The organism is Microbacterium sp. Y832, assembly GCF_057669765.1.
On sequence record NZ_JBYHFM010000001.1, the window covers coordinates 134593 to 153200 of the forward strand.

Below are 18608 nucleotides of genomic sequence, written 5' to 3' on the forward strand. Positions count from 1 at the left end.
CGGGATGCGGGATGGTGGGGTGAGCCGCGTCGACCGGTCGACGGTGGCGAACTGTCTCGGCGATGACGAAGGGGGTCGGATGACGGTGCAGGCCACGTCTTTCTGGGTGGAAGAACCCGGCCGCGGTGCGCTTCGACGCGAGAAGATACGCGATCCCGACTTCGGTGAAGCCCGCGTGCGCACGACGTACACCGGCATCAGCCGGGGAACCGAGTCGACGGTGTTTCGCGGTGAGGTGCCCGAGCGCGAGCACTCCCGCATGCGGGCGCCCCTCCAAGAGGGGGACTTTCCGGCGCCCGTGAAGTACGGCTACCTGAACGTCGGCGTCGTCGAGACCGGGCCGTCGAGTCTCGAAGGCCGCACCGTCTTCACCCTCGCGCCGCACCAATCCGCCTTCGTCGTGCCCGAGGACGCACTCCTCCCCGTGCCCGACGGCGTGCCCGCCCGCCGCGCGGTGCTCGCGGGAGCGGTCGAGACGGCGGTCAACATTCTGTGGGATGCCGCACCTCTCGTCGGCGACCGCATCACCGTGATCGGTGCGGGCATGATCGGCTGTGCCGTCGCCCGTCTGGCCCGCGGCATCCCGGGCGTGCAGATCGCGGTCGTCGATGTCGACGAGACGAAGGCCGACGTGTGCGCCGCGCTCGACGTCGCGTTCCACCTGCCCGACGACGCTCCTCCCGGCCGGGAGATCGTGATCGACACGAGCGGATCCGCCGAGGGCCTGCGCACGGCGCTTCGCACCGCGGCGACCGAGGGCGAGATCATCGAGGCCAGCTGGTTCGGCAGCCGCGAAGTCAGTCTGCCGCTGGGCGAGGACTTCCACTCGCGAAGGCTCACGATCCGCTCGAGCCAGGTCGGCGTCGTGCCCGCGCGCCGACGCGGAACCCGCACAACCGGGGATCGGCTCGAGATCGCGCTGCGGCTGTTGCGCGACCCCGCCTACGACGCACTTCTCACGGGCGAGTCGTCGTGGACCCGACTGCCCGAGACGATGGCGGCGATCGCCGCCGGAGAGCTGCGCGGGCTCTGCCACGTCATCGATTGGAAGGACGACGAATGACCTACACGCTCACGGTGCGCGACCACATGATGATCGCGCACAGCTTCAGCGGCGAGATGTTCGGCCCCGCGCAAAGGCTGCACGGGGCGACTTTCGTCGTCGACGCGGCCTTCCGCGCCGCCGAGCTCGATGCGAACGGTGTGGTCGTCGACATCGGCCGCGCCTCTGAGGTGCTGAGCGGCATCCTGTCGTCGCTGACCTACAGCAACCTCGACGATGATCCGCGCTTCACGGGCGTCAACACGACGACGGAGCGACTGTGCGAGTACGTCGCGCAGCAGCTCGTGACGGCGGCGCGCGACGGTGATCTCGGGGAGGGCGCCGACAGGATCGACGCCATCGCCGTGACGCTGCACGAATCGCACATCGCCTGGGCCACCTACGAGGTCTCGTTGTGACGGATGCCCTGAGCTTCGTCGTGCCACGTGGGCTCGATGATCCCGCGCGGGTGAGCGGGGGGAACGTGTACGACCGTCAGGTGCGCGACGGGCTCCTGCGCACGGGGTGGCGCGTGCGCACCGTCGAGGTCGAGCCCGCGGAGGCCCGGCGCGCGCTCGAGGCAGAACCCGACGGCGCCCTCGTGCTCGTGGACGGGCTCGTGGCGGGGGCCTCGGCTGGGGCGATCGAGGCCGCCTCTGAGCGACTGCGGATCGTCGTGCTCGCGCACATGGTGTCCTCGGCGTTTCCGCAGCCCGAGCCCACCATGGTCGAACGCGAGCGGCGCGCTGTGCGCGCGGCACGCGCTGTCATCGCGACGAGCGATTGGACGGCGGCGCAGCTCGAGCGGGATGACATCGCGGTGGCCGCTCCGGGCACCGCTCCCGCCGCCGTCGCGAGCGGGACGCCCGATGGCAGAGGCCTGCTGTGCGTCGGCGTGCTCGCGCCGCACAAGGGGCAGGACGTCCTGATCGCGGCGCTGACTGAACTCACCGGCATCCCTGACTGGCACTGCACGCTGGCGGGCGCGACCGATGTGGATCCTGCCTTCGTCGAGGGCCTCCGCGATCAGCTGCACGAGGCCGGTCTGCATGAACGCGTCGACCTCGTCGGTGTGTGCTCGGCGGAGGAGGTCGACCGCCTGTACGACCGCACCGATCTGCTCGTCGTGCCGACGCGCGTCGAGGCGTACGGCATGGTCGCCGGCGAAGCGCAGGCGCGGGGTATCCCCGTCATCGCGAGCAGGGTGGGCGGTGTGCCCGAGGCGGTCGCCGAGGACGCCGCACTGCTCGTGCCGCCCGGCGACGCCGGAGCGCTCGCGGACGCCCTTCGGCAGTGGATGACCGACCCGGCTCTGCGCGGTCGTCTCACGAAGGCAGCCCGGCGCGCCCGTCCGCTCCGACGCGGGTGGGACACGACCGTGGCACGCGTCTCGGATGCCCTGGCGGGTGTGCGATGACGCGGCCGTACGTGACGCTCAGCGCAGCGATGTCGCTCGACGGATGCCTCGACAGTGCCGCGCCGCACCGGCTGGCGATGTCGAACGAGGCCGACTTCGACCGCGTCGACCAGCTGCGAGCCGACAACGACGCCATCATGGTCGGCGCCTCGACGGTGCGCCGGGACAATCCGCGACTGCTCGTGCGCAGCGAAGAGCGTCGTCGCGAACGGGTCGCGCAGGGCCTTCCCGCGACGCCCGCGAAGGTCACGATCACGGCGACCGGCGATCTGCCCGCCGATTCGTCGTTCTTCACGCTCGGCGATGTCGAGAAGATCGTCTACTGTCCCCGCAGCGCGGTCGGGCACCTCACGAGAGAACTGGGGCATCTTGCGGCGATCGTGGGCTTGGACGGCGAGACGCCGATGGCCGAGCTCATCGCCGACCTCGGGGCGCGGGGCATCGGGAGGCTCATGGTCGAAGGCGGCGGGCGTGTGCACACGCAGTTCCTCGTGCAGCGCCTCGCCGACGAGCTGCAGCTCGTGATCGCGCCGTTCTTCGTGGGGGAGGCAGGCGCGCCGCGCTTCGTGCACCCGGGAGAGTTCCCGTGGGACGACGAGCACCGTGCGCAGCTTCTCGAGACGCGGCCCATCGGCGATGTCGTGCTGCTGCGCTACGCGCTGTCGTCGCGGTGTCCGAGCGAGGCCGCCGGGGCGACGACGCCGTGAGCCGCCGCGGCCGCGACGACCTGGATCGTCGCGAGAGTCGGGTCGGCCGCATAGGCGATGCGACCGCCGTCGGCGCGCGTCGCGCGCAGCGCATCGAGTGCGGCCTGCGTCACGACCTCGCCGGGAGCGAGGACGGGCACTCCGGGCGGGTAGGGCGCGATCAGCTCGGCGCAGGGGCGCCCCACCGCGGCGTCGGCGTCGACGCTCTCGTGCGCGGCGAAGAACGCTTCGCGCGGGGTGAGCGCCTGACGCGGTTCGACGACCCAGGCCGATGAAGCCGCGACCTCGCGCGCGCTGCCGCGGTGACGGTCGACGGCCACGATGAGGCCGTCGACGAGACGGTCGACCGTCTGCTCGTCGTCGGCGAGCGTGATCATCGGCACGAGCACGTCGCGGTCGGCCATCTCGAGGCTGATCCCGCGGTCGAGCAGGTCGGCCTCGATCGCGTGCCCGTGGGCGCCGGTGCCGGCGATGAGCACGACCAGCTTCGCGGGATCGACGGCGAGCCCGGCCCGGCTCTGCAGCACCTCGACGCCCTCGACCGCGCTGAGCCGGGCGCGGGCGCGCGCGACCAGGGCGACGAGCCGGCCGATGAGGCGCTCGCCGTCGTGCTCGAGCAGCGCGCGCGACGCGTCGGTGCTCGCGAGGATCGCTCCGGCAGGGCTCGTCGAGTGCGACGCCTCGAACCCGCGCTCGAGCCGGTCGGGGTCGAGCAGGCCGCCCGCGCGCGTCGTGCGGGCGATGAGCAGGGCCGCTTGACTCCAGGCCGGCAGCGTCTTGTGTGCGCTCGTCACGAGCGCATCCGCGCCCCGGGCGAGAGCGTGACCGGGCACGAGCGGCGAGAAGCCGAAGTACGCCGCCCACGCCGCATCCACGACGAGCGGCACCCCGGCCGCATGCGCGACCCGAGCGATCTCGCCGATGTCCGAGAGGGTGCCGGTATACGAGGGGTCGCCGATCAGGACACCGCACGCGTCAGGGTTCGCCGCGAGCGCCGATGCCACCACCTCGACCGGCACGGCGCCGGGGAGCCCCGTCACGGCATCGATCTCGGGCCGCACCCACACCGGTCGCAGGCCCGCGAACACGATGCCGAGCAGCACCGAACGGTGCAGCGTGCGCGAGACGACGACGGACTGGCCGGGGCGGCCGAGTGCGAGCACCACCGCCTGATTCGCGTGCGTCGATCCGCCCGTCGACAGCCGCGCCCAGTCCGCGCCCCACGCTGCCGCGGCGCGCGCCTCGGCGTCGGCGAGCAGACCGTGTGACTGCTTCATCGTGTCGAGACCGGCGAACAGCGGCACATCGCCGCGGATCACCTCGCCGACGAGGTCGCGTCCGTGCTTGTGGCCGGGGATGCTGAACGGCGTGACGGCGCCGGCGTCGGCGGCCGCCATGTAGCGCTGCCATGCGTCGAGGAGCGGCGCATCGTGGGGGATGAGGCTGGGCACACGCACGACCCTAGCGAGGACGGCGCCGAGGGGGCCTCGGCAGGGCGCGCCCCGCTGCGGCGCGTGCGCGATAGCATCCCCACAGTGAATCCCGAAGACTCGACCTCGACGCCCGACGCAACGCTCGGCGAGACCGTCCTCGTCGTCGGTGCCGGACGGATGGGCGCCGCCCTCACGGCGGCCCTCGCCGATGCCGGCGTCGCGGTGCGCGGGCCCGCCGCACGGGGTGCGACGGGTGAGGACGTCGACATCGTGCTGCTCGCCGTGCCGGACACCGCGATCGCCGAGGCCGCGGCCCACATCGCGCCGGGACGACTGGTGGGGCATCTCTCGGGTGCGCTGACGCTCGACCCCCTCGCGGGGCACGAGGCGTTCAGCATCCATCCGCTCATGACCGTCACGGGTGCCGGCGCCCGCTTCGCGGGGGTCCCCGCCGCGCTCGCGGCCTCGACGCCGCGGGCCGCGCGCGCGGCCGCGATGCTCGCGACGGCTCTCGGTCTGAAGGCTTTCGAGGTCGACGACGTCGATCGCGTCGCGTACCACGCCGCAGCGAGCATCGCCGCGAACTTCCTCGTGACCGTCGAGGGATTCGCCGCGGAACTCGCCGCGACCGCCGGTGTCGACCGGTCGGCCCTCGTGCCGCTCGTGCGTGCGGCGGTCGAGAACTGGGCGGACCACGGCGCCTACGTCGCGCTCACGGGCCCGATCGCCCGCGGAGACGACGAGACCGTGCGACAGCAGCGTGCCGCTGTCGCCGAGCGTCTGCCCGGACGCCTCGAGCTCTTCGACGCGCTCGTGTCGGCGACGCGGGACCTGGCCGCCGCAGAGCCGCAGGGGAGACCGTCATGATCGTCGTTCGCACCGTCGCCGAACTGCGCGACGCGCTCGCCGCACGCGGAAGCGGGAGTGTCGGCTTCGTCCCCACCATGGGTGCTCTCCACGAGGGCCACCTGACCCTCCTGCGCGCGGCGCGCGAGGCCGACGACACCGTCGTGCTGTCGATCTTCGTCAACCCGACGCAGTTCACGGACGCCGCCGACCTCGATGCGTATCCGCGCACCGAGCAGCGCGATGCCGAGCTGGCGGCATCCGTCGGCACAGACATCGTGTTCGTGCCGACAGCCTCTGAGATGTACCCCGCCGGTTCTGCCACGACGGTGAGCGTCACGGGCCACATCGCCGAGACGCTCGAGGGTGCGCACCGCGGCCGCGGGCACTTCGACGGCGTCGCCACCGTCGTCGTCAAGCTGCTGCTGGCGGTGCGGCCCGATGTCGCGTACTTCGGTGCCAAGGATGCGCAGCAGGTCGTCATCGTGCGCCGTGCCGTCACGGATCTCGGACTGCCCGTGCGCATCGCCGTCCGCCCCACCTCACGCGACGCCGACGGGCTCGCGCGATCCAGTCGCAACGTTCTGCTGTCCCCGTCTGAGCGCGAGCGGGCTCTTTCTATTCCCCGTGCGCTTCGCGCGATCCGGGATGCCGCGGCCTCGGGGGAGCGCGACACGCGTGTGCTCCGGGCGCGCGCCGCCGAAGTGCTCGCCGCAGCGGGGTTGACCGCCGAGTACGTCGCGATCGTCGACCCGGATACCCTCGAGGAGATGCGGGAGGTCGATCGCGCCGCGCTCGTCGCCGTCGCCGTCCGGGTGGGGGCGACCCGCCTGATCGACAACGTCGTGCTCGCGCCGGAGGGAGAGTCGTCATGACGCACCGTGCGCCGATCACGATCACGCGTTTGACCCAGATGAAGGCCGATTCCGAGCAGATCGTCATGGTGACGGCATACGACCATCCCTCGGGGCGCATCGCCGATGCGGCCGGAGTCGACATGGTGCTCGTGGGTGACTCGGGCGCCCAGGTCGTGCTCGGCCACGCCTCGACGGTGTCGGTCACGGTCGACGAGATGCTCGTGCTGGCCGGCGCCGTGCGGCGCGCCGTGCACACCGCGTTCGTCGTGTGCGACCTGCCGTTCGGCTCGACCGAGGTGTCGGACGAGCAGGCCGTCGCCACAGCTGTGCACTTCGTCAAGCGCGCGGGCGCCGACGCCGTCAAGCTCGAGGGAGCGACCCCGCAGCGGCTGTCGCGCATCCGGGCCATCGTCGACGCCGGCATCCCCGTCGTCGGTCATGTCGGCCTCACGCCGCAGACCGCCGTCGCGCTGGGCGGCCTGCGAGCCCAGGGCCGCACGGAGGATTCCGCCGCGCGTCTGGTCGACGATGCCCTCGCCGTGCAGGATGCCGGAGCGTTCGCGCTCGTCGTCGAAGCCGTGCCCGCCGAGATTCTCGCCGTCGTGCTCCCGGCGCTGCGCATTCCGGTGATCGGCATCGGCGCAGGACCGGCCGACGGGCAGGTGCTCGTGCTGCACGACCTGCTGGGCATCACGCCGGGCAAGCTCCCTACCTTCGTCAAGCGGTTCGCCGACATCGGCGATGCCATGACCGCCGGCGTCGCCGCGTATGCCGACGCCGTCCGAAGCGGGGCGTTCCCCGCCGCCGAGCACACGTACCGGTCGCGCCCCGAAGCCGTCGAAGCTGCCCGCGCGGCGCTGGAACGGCGGACCTCAGCGCTGTGATGCCGGAGGCGAAGGGGCAGTGAGGGCGCTCACGGTCGTCGTCGCGCCGGACTCGTTCAAGGGCACTCTCGATGCGCGGGCGGTGGCCGAGAACATCGCGCGCGGATGGCGTTCGGTGCGCCCGTACGACACGATCGTGACGCTGCCGCAGGCCGACGGCGGAGAGGGAACGCTCGACGCGATCGCCGCGTCCGTCGCGGGGGCGCGCTGGGCGGAGCCGGCGCCGGTCACCGGTCCCGACGGCTCCCCGGCGCCGGGGAGCTATCTGCTCCTGCCCGACGGCACGGCGTGCATCGAGCTCGCGCTGACGTCGGGGCTCCCGCTCATGCGCGCACCCGACCCGTTCGGCGCGACGACGCGCGGCGTCGGCGAGGTCATCGCGCGGGCACTCGCCGACGGCGCTCGGCGTGTGCTGCTCGGACTGGGCGGCTCGGCATCGACCGACGCCGGAGCCGGCGCGCTGGCCGCCCTCGGACTGCGCCTGCTCGACGGGCAGGGGAGGCCCATCGCGGACGGGGCCGCCGGGCTTTTCGACGTGCGCGTCGTCGAGCGTGCGCACCTCCTCGCGCCGCCGCCGGGTGGCATCCGCCTGCTGTGCGATGTCACGGCGCCGCTGCTCGGGGCCGGCGGCGCCGCGGAGACGTTCGGGCCGCAGAAGGGCGCGACGCCCGATCAGATCGCCGATCTGGAGCGCGCGCTGCGGCTCTTCGCGGATGCCGCGGGAGCATCCGATGCCGCCCGGGCCCTGCCCGGGGCGGGGGCGGCCGGCGGCACGGCGTTCGGGTTCATGGAGTTCTGGGGCGCGGTCGCCGAGCCCGGCGCCGCGACGATCTCGCGGCTGACGGGGCTCGACGACGCGCTCGCGCACGCCGACGTCGTGATCACGGGTGAGGGGCGGTTCGATGCCACGAGCCGGACGGGCAAGGTCGTGGGCTCCGTGCTGAGTGCCGCCCAACGGGCGCGCGCCGGGTCGATCGTGATCGCCGGCGCTGTGGAGGGGGAGGCCCCGGGCAGCACGACGGTGTCGCTCACTGAGCTCGCCGGCGACGCGGAGGCCGCGATGGCGGACACCGCTCGATGGCTCAAAGTGGCGGGCGCGACGGCGGCAGACCGCGCGCGCTGCTAGGCCGTGTTGATCAAGAGGATGACTCGTTGCTGGGCCACTCGGCCCATGGCCCGGAGACGTTCCGCAGGATTGCTTCCGCGGCCTTGAGTCGCTCGGGCGCAATGCCTTGCTCCCGGGATCCCCCCGAGTTCGCGCCATCGGGATACGTGAACGCATACCCGACCCAGGCGTCGAGGTCTCGTCGTTCGATGGTCTCGTGATAGTGCCCGGTCACGACGGCGAGCACTTGTCGCTCGAGGTTGTCGGCTTCGGCTTGCCAGTTCGAGTCGCAGGCGTCGCATCCGCAGACCGGATAGTGGAAGTCATTGAGCACTCCCGCGTGCATGTAGATCCCCGGGTACGCGGTGAAGACCAAGGTCACGGATGCGCATGTCGGGTCCTTCGGTCGAATCCGTGCGGCTCGCACCACCTCGTGATACGAGGCATGGAGCAGATCCTCGGCTGCTTCCACGCCCTCCTCGACTTCGACGTCGTAGGTGTCACGGAGGTGCGCGATGAGAGCGTCGGCGACGGTGTGGAGCGGCGCGAATCGTTCGGGGTGCGTGTCTACCGAGTATGTGTCCTCCGGTGGCGACCCATCCCACCGGTTCCCGTAATCGATGATCTGCCCATCGGCGTCACGGAAGATCGGCGCGTCGATCGACGGACGCACGTAGGAACTCACCTCGTCATCCTCGCGCATAGACGCGACATCGGTCGAGCCGTCGCTCAGGCCGAATGGGAGAGGTCCGTCTTGATCCAGATGAGCGTTGCGGCGAGACAGGGTAGTTACGGGCGAGCTTGTCGGAGCGCATCGCGATCCCGCGCCCCTGCTTGAGCCGATTGAAGCACCGCTCGACCACATTGCGGTCCTTGCAACGCTCCTTCTGTTGCTCGCCGAAGTCGATCGGCCGTCCCCTCCTCTTCCGGCGATGCGCGATCTGACGGGCGGATTCCTCCCCCTCATAGCGACGGCGCTCATCGCTTCGTTCGGTCACTGGTGGATCATCATCGTTTACCTGGGATTCTTGACTGCGGTCACCTTGGTCGCGCTGGCCTTCGGTCCGGAGACGAACAAGGAAGACATCGAGGCGGTGCCCGCCGACGACGTCTCGCGTGTGACTGCCGACTAACGGAGCAGCATCTGACGTGCCCGATCGTGAATCTGAGATCGGGCACGTCGGCTGTCCCTCGAGCAGTCAGCCGCCCGGGCGCCCCGTGAACTCGTCCATCGAGGAGTAGACCTTGAAGACGCGCGCCGCGACGGTGTCCCATACCCGGGTCGGCAGCACCCCGCGCAGCGCCATCGCGAGCTTGACCGTCCACGGTCGCAGGACGACCGGGGTGCCGCGCAGCATGCCGTTCCACGCGGCGGCCGTTGCCTGTCTCGGCGTCATGATGGGGGTCATCAGCGGCCCGCGCGCGCCCGCGAACATGCCCGTCGAGACGTAGCTCGGGCAGAACGTCGTGACGGCGACGTGGCGATGTCCGGCCTTTTCGAGCTCGAGGCGCACCGAGTCGCTCCAGCCGATCATCGCCCACTTCGAAGCCGCGTAAACGCTCATGTTCGGGTTGGCGAGGGTGCCCGCGGCCGAGGCGATGTTGAGGATGCGCTTGGGTCTGGCGGCATCCGCGATCATGTCCGGCAGCACTTCGCGCGTGAGCCACATCGCGGCGAGCACGTTGACCCGTATCGTCGCCTCGATGTCGCGTTCGGGATCGTGCTCCCAAAAGGGTGCGCCCCGCACGATGCCGGCGTTGTTGATCACGATGTCGGGTGCGCCGAGATCGTCACGCACCTGGGCGATTCCGCGCCGGATGTCGTCGAGCTGCGAGATGTCGACGCGATAGGCGCGCGCATCGACACCGGATCGCGACAGTTCGGCGGCGACCTGCTGCGCGAGAGTTTCGTCGATGTCCCACAGGGCGATCGCGCGGGCCCCCGCGGTCACGGCGCGCCGCGCGTAGATCTCGCCCATCCCGCGGGCCGCGCCCGTGATGAGCACCGTCGCCCCGCGGACGGGGTTGTTCTCGCGTCGGTCGGTCATGGATCCTCCGGTCGCTGTGATTCGTCGGTCTTCGAACCATAATCGAGCTCCTCAGGAGGTGAGGGGCCCGGCAGGGACGGGACTGCGCTACTCGTTCGCGCCTGCCCTTCGGGCGGCGCCTGTCTCGATGAGTTCCGCGCAGGCCGCCAGCCACTGGTTGCGGTGCACCGTCTCGCGGGCGAGCAGGAAGCTCAGCAGGTCTCGCACGCCGTGGTCGTCGGTCAGGCGATGGAGTCTGGCGATCTGCAGGCGGCCGTGCACCTCGGCGTGGACGTTGGATCGGAACTCCGAGAGCAGATGCCCACCCGCTGTGGTGGACGACCCCGACGAGAGTGCGCCGATGCCGTCGGCGGCGGGTGCGCCCGCGACGATGCCGTGCTGCACGTCGGTGCCGCCGATGACGGCGGCCACGGTGGGATCCGCCCGCACGGCGTGCTCGGTGATGTCCGGTGGAGACTTCTCGAGCAGCTGCGCGATCATCACAGCGAGCATCTCGACGTGGCCCATCTCTTCCGCCCCGATTTCGACCACGAGGTCGCGGTACCTGCCGGGGAGAGACATGCTCCATGCCTGGGACTGGTACCGCAGGGCGACCGTGATCTCGCCGTACTGGCCGCCCAGCACGTCTTGCAGCTTGCGCGCGTAGACGGCGTCGGGGCGCTCCGGGCTCACCGTGCGCAGAAGATCTCGCCAAGGGACGAACATGGCCCCCTCCTCACCCGCCGCCCGTCGACGAGACAGCGGATGGGACCACTCCACGCCGATCGAGACGGCAAAGCACGGGGATTGCGGACCGGGCGAGGACCGGCTAATGGCAGGGGGGAGACCGTCGATCGCAAGGGTTCGGCGGTCGAGCGTGAGGGGCGCGCTATTCCCGCTTCAGTTTGTCCTGCGCGGCGCCCGCGAGCTTCTCGACGGTGTTCGGCAGCTCGGTCGTTCCGTAGAACCGAGAGTCGGGGTGCGTCGGGGGCGGCATCGGTGCCTCTGCCGTCGGCTCGGCGACGTACGAGAACTCTCCGTGGCCGTCGGGGGTGGGGCCGCTCGCCCAGCGACCGTCGGCGGCGGCTGGGCCGTCCGAGAAATTGATGTACTGGTACGAGACGTCGCGTTCCTCTTTCGAGAGTGGGAAGTTGCTGGGCACGGGAAGCTCCTCGGTGCCTTCCTCCATGAGCTCAGCGCAGGCCGCAAGCCACTGATTCTGGTGCATCGTGTCGCGGGCGAGCAGGAAGCTCAGCAGGTCTCGCACGCCGTGGTCATCGGTCATGTGGTAGAGCCGGGCGACCTGCACGCGACCCTGCATTTCGGCGTTGGCGTTCGCCTGGAAGTCCGCCAGCAGATTGCCGCTCGCCGTGATGTAAGACCCCGACCAGGGGTTGCCCATGCTGTCCACGGCGCGCGCTCCCGCGCCCGCGACGATGCCGTGCTGCACATCGGTGCCGCCGATGACGGCGGCCACGGTGGGATCCGCCTGGACGGCATCCTCGGTGATGCCGAGCGGAGACTTCTCGAGCAGTTGCGCGATCATGACCGCGAGCATCTCTACGTGGCCCATCTCCTCTGCGCCGATACCGAAGACGAGGTCGCGGTACTTGCCGGGGATGTGCATGTTCCACGCCTGGAACTGGTACTGCAGCGCGACCGTGATCTCGCCGTACTGGCCACCCAGCACTTCTTGCAGCTTGCGCGCGTAGACGGCGTCGGGGCGCTCCGGCGTCGCCTTGTGCTGGAGCTCTTGCCGGTGGAAGTACATGTCACTCTCCTCACCCGCCGCGGGTTAGGGGAACGGCGGATGAAATCACTCCACGCCGATTGACGCTGCAATGCACGGGGGTTGCAGCGGGAGCGAGGAACCGATATTGGCAGAGGGTCAGGACACGGGGTTCGCGGGGCGCTCGGTTCCGGCCAGGCGCGCATCGGTCATCGTGTCGCGCAGGCCGAGTCCGCTGCGGACGTCGTCGCTGATCGCCCGTCGGCTTGCGACGACCGTCTCGGCCTGACGGAGCACGGTGTCGATGTGAGCGCGCGGGACGACGACGAAGCCTGTCGGATCAGCGAACACCAGATCGCCTTCGTGCACGACGCGACCGGCGATGTGCACGGGCTGCCCGGCGGTGCGCTGCTGCAGTCGGCCGCGCGCAGACGCAGGGACCGTGGCGCGGGCGTAGACGGCGAGGCCGAGCCGGCGGTTCTCCTGCACGTCGCGCATGGCGCCGTCGATGATGACGCCGCGGATGCTGCGAAGACTCGCGCCCAGTCCGAGGATGCCACCCCACGCCGCGACGTCGGTGCGTCCGTCGTTGTCGACGACCAGGACGTCGTCCTCGCCGGCGGCATCCACCACCTCGGTGAGGATATGCGTGTGCAGCACGTCCTGGTGGCGCGGCTCGAGCTGCGCCGTGCGCGCATAGCCGATGACCGGCGCGTCGACCGTGAGCGGGAGGAGCCCGCCCACTCCGGACAGCAGGCTCAGAGAATCCAGCGCATCGCTGACGGCGGAGGTCTCCAGGGTGGCGTAACGATCGAGCAGGCTCATACGTCCATGACATCGCACGGCGCCCCCGGAGTACAGTGCGGCGCGCGGGCGACTCAGGTTGCCGTCTCGCGGGAATCGGGGCGTGCTTCACTGGAGACGACGTCGGGAACGGAGCTCGCCATGGACGCACAGCACGTGCAGGTGTGCGTCATGGGAGTGTCGGCCTCGGGCAAGTCGACGGTGGGGGCACTGCTGGCAGATGAGCTCGGCGCCGAGTTCATCGACGCCGACGATCTGCACCCGATCGAGAACACGGCCAAGATGGCGTCGGGCCGTTCACTCACCGATGACGATCGATGGCCCTGGCTCGACGCGGTCGGCGCACGATTCGCGGATGCCGCGACCCGGCGTCGAGACCTCGTGATCGCCTGCAGCGCACTCGCGCGCCGCTATCGCGACCGCATTCGGGAGGTGGCGCCGAGTGTCGTGTTCGTGCACCTCGGCGGATCACCTCAGCTGCTCATCACGCGCGCCGCGCGGCGTCGCGGTCACTTCATGCCGCCCGCCCTTCTCGCGTCGCAGCTCGAGGCGCTCGAACCCCTCGGGCCCGACGAGCTGGGGGTCGAACTCGACGTCGCCGCGGATCCGCCGGCACTCACCGCCGGGGCGGTCGCCTGGCTCGGTCGACGAGCATTGCCCTAGGGCGGCGAGTGCCGGGGGAGCGGTCAGGCTTCGACGTCGCCGCGCCAGCCCCCGGTCTCGACACCGCGGGATTCGATGAACTCCTTGAAGTTCTTCAGGTCCTTGCGCACGGCGTGGCCTCCGGCGCCGACGAGGGCACCGAGCTTCTCGGCGACGCCCTCGGGCTCCCAGTCGAGCTGGACCGTGACGCGCGTCGACGTATCGGTCAGCTTGTGGAAGGTCACGACACCGGCGTGCTCGGTCTCGCCCCCGACGCTTCTCCACGCGACGCGCTCGTCGGGGTGCTGCTCGGTGATCTCGGCATCGAACTCGCGCTGCTGCCCTGCGACGGTCACCTTCCACCGCGTGTGGGTGTCGTCGATCTGCGTGATCTCGTCGACCTCGTCGAGGAAGTGCGGAAAGCTCTCGAACTGCGTCCACTGGTTGTAGGCCGTGCTGACGGGGACGTCGACGTCGATGGTCTCGATGATCTGCACCACGATGGGTCCTCTCTGTTGGTCGTCTTCCCCCCATTCCACCCCGCGGCCGCCCACGTGGTCACGGGGTTGACACGACCGCACTCCGACGACACCTCGCGGATTCTCTCGGTTCCGCACCGTCCGATCAAGGGTCTGACAGATGTTCGTGCGAGCCGTCAGTGTGGGAACCCCGCCCCCAACGCAAGGAGACGCGCAATGAAGGCACTCACGTGGCAAGGCACGCGCAGCGTAGCGGTCGAGGAGGTGCCCGATCCCGTCATCATCGAGCCCACAGACGCGATCGTGAAGATCACCTCGACCGCCATCTGCGGGTCGGACCTGCACCTGTACGAAGTGTTCGGTCCGTACCTCGACCGCGGTGACATCCTGGGACACGAGCCGATGGGGGTCGTCGTCGAGGTCGGTGACGGCGTCACGAGCCTCGCGGTCGGCGACCGCGTCGTCGTGCCGTTCAACATCTCCTGCGGGCACTGCTTCATGTGCCGGCGCGGACTGCAGTCGCAGTGCGAAACGACGCAGGTGCGCGAGTACGGCAGCGGAGCGGCCCTGTTCGGCTATACGAAGCTCTACGGTCAGGTTCCCGGCGGCCAGGCGGAGTACCTGCGCGTGCCGCTGGCCGACTACAACCATGTGCGGGTCGGCGCCGACCTGCCCGATGACCGCTACCTCTACCTGAGCGACATCCTGCCGACCGCGTGGCAGGCGGTGGAGTATGCCGACGTGCCGGCGGGGGGCACTCTGGCCGTGCTGGGACTCGGTCCCGTCGGCCAGTTCGTCGCCCGCATCGGTGTTCAGCACGGCTTCCGGGTTCTCGCGATCGACCCCGAGCCGGAGCGCCGGGCGATGGCCGAGCGGCACGGCGCGCTCACGTACGACCTGACCGACACGGTCGTCGATGCGCTGCGCGATTTCACCGAGGGCCGCGGCGCAGACTCGGTCGTCGACGCCGTCGGCCTCGAAGCGCACGGCAGCAGCATCGCGGGTTTCGCGCAGAAGGCCGTCGGCCTGCTGCCGGATCCGCTCGCTCAGCGCCTTATGGACAAGGCCGGCGTCGACAGGCTCGCGGCGCTCTACGGAGCGATCGACCTCGTCCGCCGCGGTGGCACCGTCTCGCTGAGCGGCGTGTACGCCGGCGACGCCGATATCCTCCCCATGAAGACGATGTTCGACAAGCAGCTCTCGCTGCGCATGGGCCAGTGCAACGTCAAGCGCTGGATCGATGACCTCATGCCGCTCGTCGAGGATCCCGCCGATCCCCTCGGCGTCATGGACCTCGCGACCCACCACGTGCCGCTCAGCGAGGCGCCGCGCATGTACGACACGTTCCAGAAGAAGGAGGACGGGTGCATCAAGGTCGTCCTGACCCCGTGACCCAGACGGATGCCGCGCCCGAGACGGCGTGGCCGGGATCGGCCTATCCGCTCGGGGCGACCTACGACGGCAACGGCACCAACTTCGCGATCTTCAGCAGCGGCGCCGAGCGGGTCGAGCTGTGCCTCTTCGCCGGCGACGTCGAGACGCGCGTAGACCTCGTCGATGTCAACGCCTTCGTGTGGCACGCCTACCTTCCGGGCGTGCAACCGGGCCAGAGGTACGGCTACCGCGTGCACGGACCGTACGACCCCGCGAACGGGTTGCGCTTCAACGCCAACAAGCTGCTCCTCGATCCGTATGCGAAGGCGGTGGACGGGCGCATCCAGTGGTCGCAGGAGATGTTCGGCTACGACTTCGGCGACCCTGACTCGCGCAACGACGCGGATTCGGCGGCGCACATGATGAAGGGCGTCGTCGTCAATCCGTACTTCGACTGGGCGGGCGACCGTCACCCCGAGACCCCCTACGCCCAGACCCTCATCTACGAAGCCCACGTGAAGGGGCTCACGCAGCTGCATTCGCTCGTGTCCGAAGAACTGCGCGGCACCTACGCCGGCACGGCGCATCCCGCTGTGATCGAGCATCTGACGAAGCTCGGCGTGACGGCGCTCGAGCTCATGCCCGTGCACCAGTTCGTCGACGATTCGACGCTGCAGCAGAAGGGACTGTCGAACTACTGGGGCTACAACACGATCGGCTTCTTCGCGCCGCACAACGCCTACTCGTCGTCAGGCGAAGGCGGCGAGCAGGTGCAGGAGTTCAAGGCCATGGTCAAGGCTCTGCACGATGCCGGGATCGAGGTCATCCTCGACGTCGTCTACAACCACACGGCAGAGGGCAACCACCTCGGTCCCACCCTGTCGATGCGGGGCATCGACAACCGCGCGTACTACCGCCTCGAAGCCGACGATCCCCGCTACTACACCGACTACACCGGCACGGGCAACAGCCTCAACGCGGGCGACCCGCACGCGCTGCAGCTGCTCATGGATTCGCTGCGCTACTGGGTGCTCGAGATGCACGTCGACGGATTCCGCTTCGACCTCGCCTCGACCCTCGCGCGGGAGTTCTACGACGTCGACCGGCTCGCGACGTTCTTCGAGCTCGTGCAGCAAGACCCCGTCGTGTCGCAGGTGAAGCTCATCGCCGAGCCGTGGGACGTCGGCCCAGGCGGGTACCAGGTCGGCAACTTCCCGCCGCAGTGGACCGAGTGGAACGGCAAGTACCGCGACACGGTGCGCGACTTCTGGCGCGGCGAACCGCAGGTGCTCGGGGAGTTCGCGGCGCGGCTGACCGGTTCGGCCGACCTGTACGAGCACTCCGGGCGCCGGCCCGCGGCATCCATCAACTTCGTCACGGCGCACGACGGCTTCACGCTGCGCGATCTCGTGTCGTACGACGACAAGCACAACGAGGCCAACGGCGAAGACGGTCGCGACGGCGAATCGCACAACCGGTCCTGGAACGGCGGCGTCGAAGGGCCGACCGACGACCCTGCCGTGCTCACACTGCGCGCACGGCAGCAGCGCAACTTCCTCGCGACGCTGCTGCTGTCGCAGGGGGTGCCGATGATCTCGCACGGCGACGAGCTCGGCCGCACGCAGGGTGGCAACAACAACGTTTACGCGCAGGACAACCCGACGGCCTGGGTGGATTGGGAGGCCGCAGACCTGCCGCTCATCGAGTTCACCGCCGCCGTCGCACGCCTGCGACGCGAGCACCCCACCTTCCGGCGCAGCCGGTTCTTCGACGGGCATCCGGTCGAGATGGCGGAGGGCGATCCCATCCCCGACGTCGTGTGGCTGCGACCCGACGGCACCGCCATGCGGCCCGAGGACTGGGACTCGGGATTCGGGCAGGCCATCGGGGTGTTCCTCAATGGCAGGGGCATCCGCGAGCGCGACCGCCGCGGCGAGCCCGTCACCGACCTGCACTTCATCGTGCTGTTCAACGCGGGCGCCGAGCCGATCGACTTCGCCATTCCGAGCGTCGCCTTCAGCCCGCAGTGGGGTGTGCGCGTCGATACCGCTGGTGAGCTGCCGTCGGACGAGCCCGTCGCGCCGGGGTCGGTCGTGCGGGTGGAGGCGCGGGCGCTCGTCGTGCTCGGCGAGATCGATGAGCAGACGCGCGATGTCGAGGGCTCCGTCGCGGCATCACTGCGGCAATACGCCGTTGCCGCCTCTGGAGGGCGACCCGATCAGCGACACGTCTCGCTCGGATAGGAGCCGTACGCGGTGCGGTAGTGCTGGGCGAACCGCGAGGGGTTCGAGAACCCCCAGCGTCGTGCGAGGTCGGCGATCGTTCCCGTCGTACCCTCAAGCAGTTCGGCGCGGGCCCCCGCGAGTCGCGCCGAGCGCAGGTATGCGCTGGGAGTCTGCCCCGTTGCACGGCGGAAGGCGTACTGAAGCCCCCGTGTCGACATGCGCACGGCGGCGGCGACGTCGTCGATCGTGACGGCCTCACGGGCGTGATCGTCCATGTAGGCCATGGCGCGGCGCACGCTCGCCGAAGCGACGGTGCTCTGCCGATTGCGCTCGACGGCATCGAGGTAGGTCGTCGAGAAGGTCGACAGCGTCATGATGAGCGCGTGCCGGCGTATCTCCGCTTCGAGGATGGCGTCGCCCTCGCTCATGACGCCGAGCCCGTGCATGACGTGGCGGAACGTCGACTCCCACGCGCGAGCCGCCTCGGCGGTGCGAGGAGCCGGATCGGTCACCTCGAGCACGAGACGCTCGTCGCCGGACGCGTGCCGGGCGAGCTCCTCAGCGTGCGCCCGGTCGAAGACGAACGCGCGCACGTGCGCCGTGCCGTCCCACCGGGCCCGTGTCGGAGCGTCGGCCGCAAGCCACGGAAGAGAGGCGTCGAGAGTATGCCCGCCGCTGCTGACACGGCCGTGCTTGGTGGCGACACGACAGGCCATGAGCTGGTTCTCAGGCTCGATCGTCGAACTCACCCGCGCCGTCAACGATGTGGAGACGACCGACAGGCCCTCGATCTCGGCCGAAGCCCACTCGAAGGGGAACCGGTCTGGTTCGGCAGTCTCGAACCGGGCCGACGGCACGTGCCGCTGCCACATCTCTTCGGCCGAGCGTGCTCCGCGGCTCTGCAAACGCAGGACTTCTGCCATGTTCACTGGGTCTTTCAAGTCGTGGCCGCCCCAGCGTCCGCCACTGTCATCCTGACACGAATCGGACGTGGAGCGGCACATTGCCGGCGGACGCGGGCCACATCCGCGACCTGG

The 18608-nt window shown here is 70.1% G+C and carries 20 protein-coding genes and 1 pseudogene; 12 read left to right on the forward strand and 9 right to left on the reverse strand.

Annotated features, from left to right (window positions below; all coding sequences use genetic code 11):
* The first annotated feature begins 19 nt into the window (after window positions 1–19).
* Genes AC25YV_RS00560 through AC25YV_RS00575 form a run of 4 tightly spaced genes read left to right on the forward strand, consistent with a single transcriptional unit; the run spans window position 20 to window position 3166 of the window.
* A complete protein-coding gene (locus AC25YV_RS00560; RefSeq protein WP_488121878.1) occupies window positions 20–1063 on the forward strand; it encodes a zinc-dependent alcohol dehydrogenase in 1044 nt (347 codons plus the stop codon).
* Window positions 1060–1461 carry a 6-pyruvoyl trahydropterin synthase family protein gene (locus AC25YV_RS00565; protein ID WP_488121879.1) on the forward strand — a complete coding sequence of 134 codons (402 nt, stop codon included), beginning with the start codon at window positions 1060–1062 and terminating at the stop codon, window positions 1459–1461. The genes AC25YV_RS00560 and AC25YV_RS00565 overlap by 4 nt, the downstream gene beginning before the upstream one ends.
* Entirely contained in the window at window positions 1458–2459 is a 1002-nt protein-coding gene (locus AC25YV_RS00570) for a glycosyltransferase (RefSeq protein ID WP_488121880.1), read from the forward strand. Before AC25YV_RS00565 ends, AC25YV_RS00570 begins: the two co-directional genes overlap by 4 nt.
* Window positions 2456–3166: a RibD family protein gene (locus AC25YV_RS00575; RefSeq protein ID WP_488121881.1), complete on the forward strand. Its 711-nt coding sequence runs from the start codon at window positions 2456–2458 to the stop codon at window positions 3164–3166. Before AC25YV_RS00570 ends, AC25YV_RS00575 begins: the two co-directional genes overlap by 4 nt.
* On the opposite strand, the gene AC25YV_RS00580 is transcribed toward AC25YV_RS00575, so the two are convergent.
* Window positions 3112–4617 (reverse strand): aminotransferase class I/II-fold pyridoxal phosphate-dependent enzyme, encoded by a 1506-nt coding sequence (locus AC25YV_RS00580; protein ID WP_488121882.1) that lies wholly within the window; start codon window positions 4615–4617, stop codon window positions 3112–3114. The two genes, AC25YV_RS00575 and AC25YV_RS00580, sit on opposite strands and share 55 nt — an antisense overlap.
* 84 nt (window positions 4618–4701) lie before the next feature.
* On the opposite strand from AC25YV_RS00580, the gene AC25YV_RS00585 reads away from it, so the two are divergent.
* The 4 genes from AC25YV_RS00585 to AC25YV_RS00600 are packed head-to-tail and all read left to right on the forward strand — an operon-like array spanning window position 4702 to window position 8312.
* Window positions 4702–5466, forward strand: a complete 765-nt coding sequence (locus AC25YV_RS00585; protein WP_488121883.1) for a DUF2520 domain-containing protein — start codon at window positions 4702–4704, stop codon at window positions 5464–5466.
* Window positions 5463–6320, forward strand: coding sequence for a pantoate--beta-alanine ligase (gene panC, locus AC25YV_RS00590; protein ID WP_488121884.1), 858 nt, complete (start codon window positions 5463–5465; stop codon window positions 6318–6320). Before AC25YV_RS00585 ends, panC begins: the two co-directional genes overlap by 4 nt.
* Window positions 6317–7186 (forward strand): 3-methyl-2-oxobutanoate hydroxymethyltransferase, encoded by an 870-nt coding sequence (gene panB, locus AC25YV_RS00595; protein WP_488121885.1) that lies wholly within the window; start codon window positions 6317–6319, stop codon window positions 7184–7186. Before panC ends, panB begins: the two co-directional genes overlap by 4 nt.
* A 19-nt stretch (window positions 7187–7205) precedes the next feature.
* Window positions 7206–8312: a glycerate kinase family protein gene (locus AC25YV_RS00600; RefSeq protein WP_488121886.1), complete on the forward strand. Its 1107-nt coding sequence runs from the start codon at window positions 7206–7208 to the stop codon at window positions 8310–8312.
* Window positions 8313–8322: 10 nt separating this feature from the next.
* Here AC25YV_RS00600 and AC25YV_RS00605 read toward each other — a convergent pair whose 3' ends face one another.
* Window positions 8323–8976, reverse strand: coding sequence for a DUF6226 family protein (locus tag AC25YV_RS00605; RefSeq protein WP_488121887.1), 654 nt, complete (start codon window positions 8974–8976; stop codon window positions 8323–8325).
* Window positions 8977–8980: 4 nt separating this feature from the next.
* Window positions 8981–9166 (reverse strand): annotated as a pseudogene (locus AC25YV_RS00610) (hypothetical protein); the annotation flags it as partial.
* 57 nt (window positions 9167–9223) lie between these two features.
* On the opposite strand from AC25YV_RS00610, the gene AC25YV_RS00615 reads away from it, so the two are divergent.
* Window positions 9224–9424: a hypothetical protein gene (locus tag AC25YV_RS00615; protein ID WP_488122306.1), complete on the forward strand. Its 201-nt coding sequence runs from the start codon at window positions 9224–9226 to the stop codon at window positions 9422–9424.
* A gap of 66 nt (window positions 9425–9490) precedes the next feature.
* Here AC25YV_RS00615 and AC25YV_RS00620 read toward each other — a convergent pair whose 3' ends face one another.
* The 4 genes from AC25YV_RS00620 to AC25YV_RS00635 form a co-directional block, all read right to left on the reverse strand.
* The gene (locus AC25YV_RS00620) at window positions 9491–10339 is read right to left on the reverse strand and encodes an SDR family NAD(P)-dependent oxidoreductase (RefSeq protein ID WP_488121888.1); all 849 of its coding nucleotides are present in this window, start codon (window positions 10337–10339) and stop codon (window positions 9491–9493) included.
* An 87-nt stretch (window positions 10340–10426) separates the two neighbouring features.
* Window positions 10427–11044 carry a manganese catalase family protein gene (locus AC25YV_RS00625; RefSeq protein WP_488121889.1) on the reverse strand — a complete coding sequence of 206 codons (618 nt, stop codon included), beginning with the start codon at window positions 11042–11044 and terminating at the stop codon, window positions 10427–10429.
* 163 nt (window positions 11045–11207) lie between these two features.
* Window positions 11208–12089, reverse strand: coding sequence for a manganese catalase (locus AC25YV_RS00630; protein WP_488121890.1), 882 nt, complete (start codon window positions 12087–12089; stop codon window positions 11208–11210).
* A 117-nt stretch (window positions 12090–12206) separates the two neighbouring features.
* Window positions 12207–12872 (reverse strand): RraA family protein, encoded by a 666-nt coding sequence (locus AC25YV_RS00635; RefSeq protein ID WP_488121891.1) that lies wholly within the window; start codon window positions 12870–12872, stop codon window positions 12207–12209.
* A gap of 120 nt (window positions 12873–12992) precedes the next feature.
* Between AC25YV_RS00635 and AC25YV_RS00640 the strand changes: the two genes are divergently transcribed.
* A complete protein-coding gene (locus tag AC25YV_RS00640; RefSeq protein ID WP_488121892.1) occupies window positions 12993–13514 on the forward strand; it encodes a gluconokinase in 522 nt (173 codons plus the stop codon).
* Between the two features lie 23 nt (window positions 13515–13537).
* On the opposite strand, the gene AC25YV_RS00645 is transcribed toward AC25YV_RS00640, so the two are convergent.
* The gene (locus AC25YV_RS00645) at window positions 13538–13993 is read right to left on the reverse strand and encodes an SRPBCC family protein (RefSeq protein ID WP_488121893.1); all 456 of its coding nucleotides are present in this window, start codon (window positions 13991–13993) and stop codon (window positions 13538–13540) included.
* Window positions 13994–14188: 195 nt separating this feature from the next.
* Between AC25YV_RS00645 and AC25YV_RS00650 the strand changes: the two genes are divergently transcribed.
* On the forward strand, window positions 14189–15364 hold the full coding sequence (locus AC25YV_RS00650) for an alcohol dehydrogenase catalytic domain-containing protein (protein ID WP_488121894.1): 1176 nt from the start codon (window positions 14189–14191) through the stop codon (window positions 15362–15364).
* Window positions 15337–17589 carry a glycogen debranching protein GlgX gene (glgX, locus tag AC25YV_RS00655; RefSeq protein WP_488121895.1) on the forward strand — a complete coding sequence of 751 codons (2253 nt, stop codon included), beginning with the start codon at window positions 15337–15339 and terminating at the stop codon, window positions 17587–17589. Before AC25YV_RS00650 ends, glgX begins: the two co-directional genes overlap by 28 nt.
* Here glgX and AC25YV_RS00660 read toward each other — a convergent pair.
* Window positions 17565–18494, reverse strand: coding sequence for a helix-turn-helix domain-containing protein (locus AC25YV_RS00660; RefSeq protein ID WP_488121896.1), 930 nt, complete (start codon window positions 18492–18494; stop codon window positions 17565–17567). The genes glgX and AC25YV_RS00660 overlap by 25 nt on opposite strands.
* Window positions 18495–18608: the final 114 nt, after the last annotated feature.

Coding starts and splice junctions, on each gene's coding strand:
- AC25YV_RS00575 (WP_488121881.1), top strand. CDS start 2,456: ATGACGCGGCCGTACGTGACGCTCAGCGCAGCGATGTCGCTCGACGGA.
- AC25YV_RS00640 (WP_488121892.1), top strand. CDS start 12,993: ATGGACGCACAGCACGTGCAGGTGTGCGTCATGGGAGTGTCGGCCTCG.
- AC25YV_RS00630 (WP_488121890.1), bottom strand. CDS start 12,089: ATGTACTTCCACCGGCAAGAGCTCCAGCACAAGGCGACGCCGGAGCGC.
- AC25YV_RS00625 (WP_488121889.1), bottom strand. CDS start 11,044: ATGTTCGTCCCTTGGCGAGATCTTCTGCGCACGGTGAGCCCGGAGCGC.
- AC25YV_RS00565 (WP_488121879.1), top strand. CDS start 1,060: ATGACCTACACGCTCACGGTGCGCGACCACATGATGATCGCGCACAGC.
- panB (WP_488121885.1), top strand. CDS start 6,317: ATGACGCACCGTGCGCCGATCACGATCACGCGTTTGACCCAGATGAAG.
- panC (WP_488121884.1), top strand. CDS start 5,463: ATGATCGTCGTTCGCACCGTCGCCGAACTGCGCGACGCGCTCGCCGCA.
- AC25YV_RS00660 (WP_488121896.1), bottom strand. CDS start 18,494: ATGGCAGAAGTCCTGCGTTTGCAGAGCCGCGGAGCACGCTCGGCCGAA.
- AC25YV_RS00635 (WP_488121891.1), bottom strand. CDS start 12,872: ATGAGCCTGCTCGATCGTTACGCCACCCTGGAGACCTCCGCCGTCAGC.
- AC25YV_RS00615 (WP_488122306.1), top strand. CDS start 9,224: ATGCGCGATCTGACGGGCGGATTCCTCCCCCTCATAGCGACGGCGCTC.
- AC25YV_RS00650 (WP_488121894.1), top strand. CDS start 14,189: ATGAAGGCACTCACGTGGCAAGGCACGCGCAGCGTAGCGGTCGAGGAG.
- AC25YV_RS00620 (WP_488121888.1), bottom strand. CDS start 10,339: ATGACCGACCGACGCGAGAACAACCCCGTCCGCGGGGCGACGGTGCTC.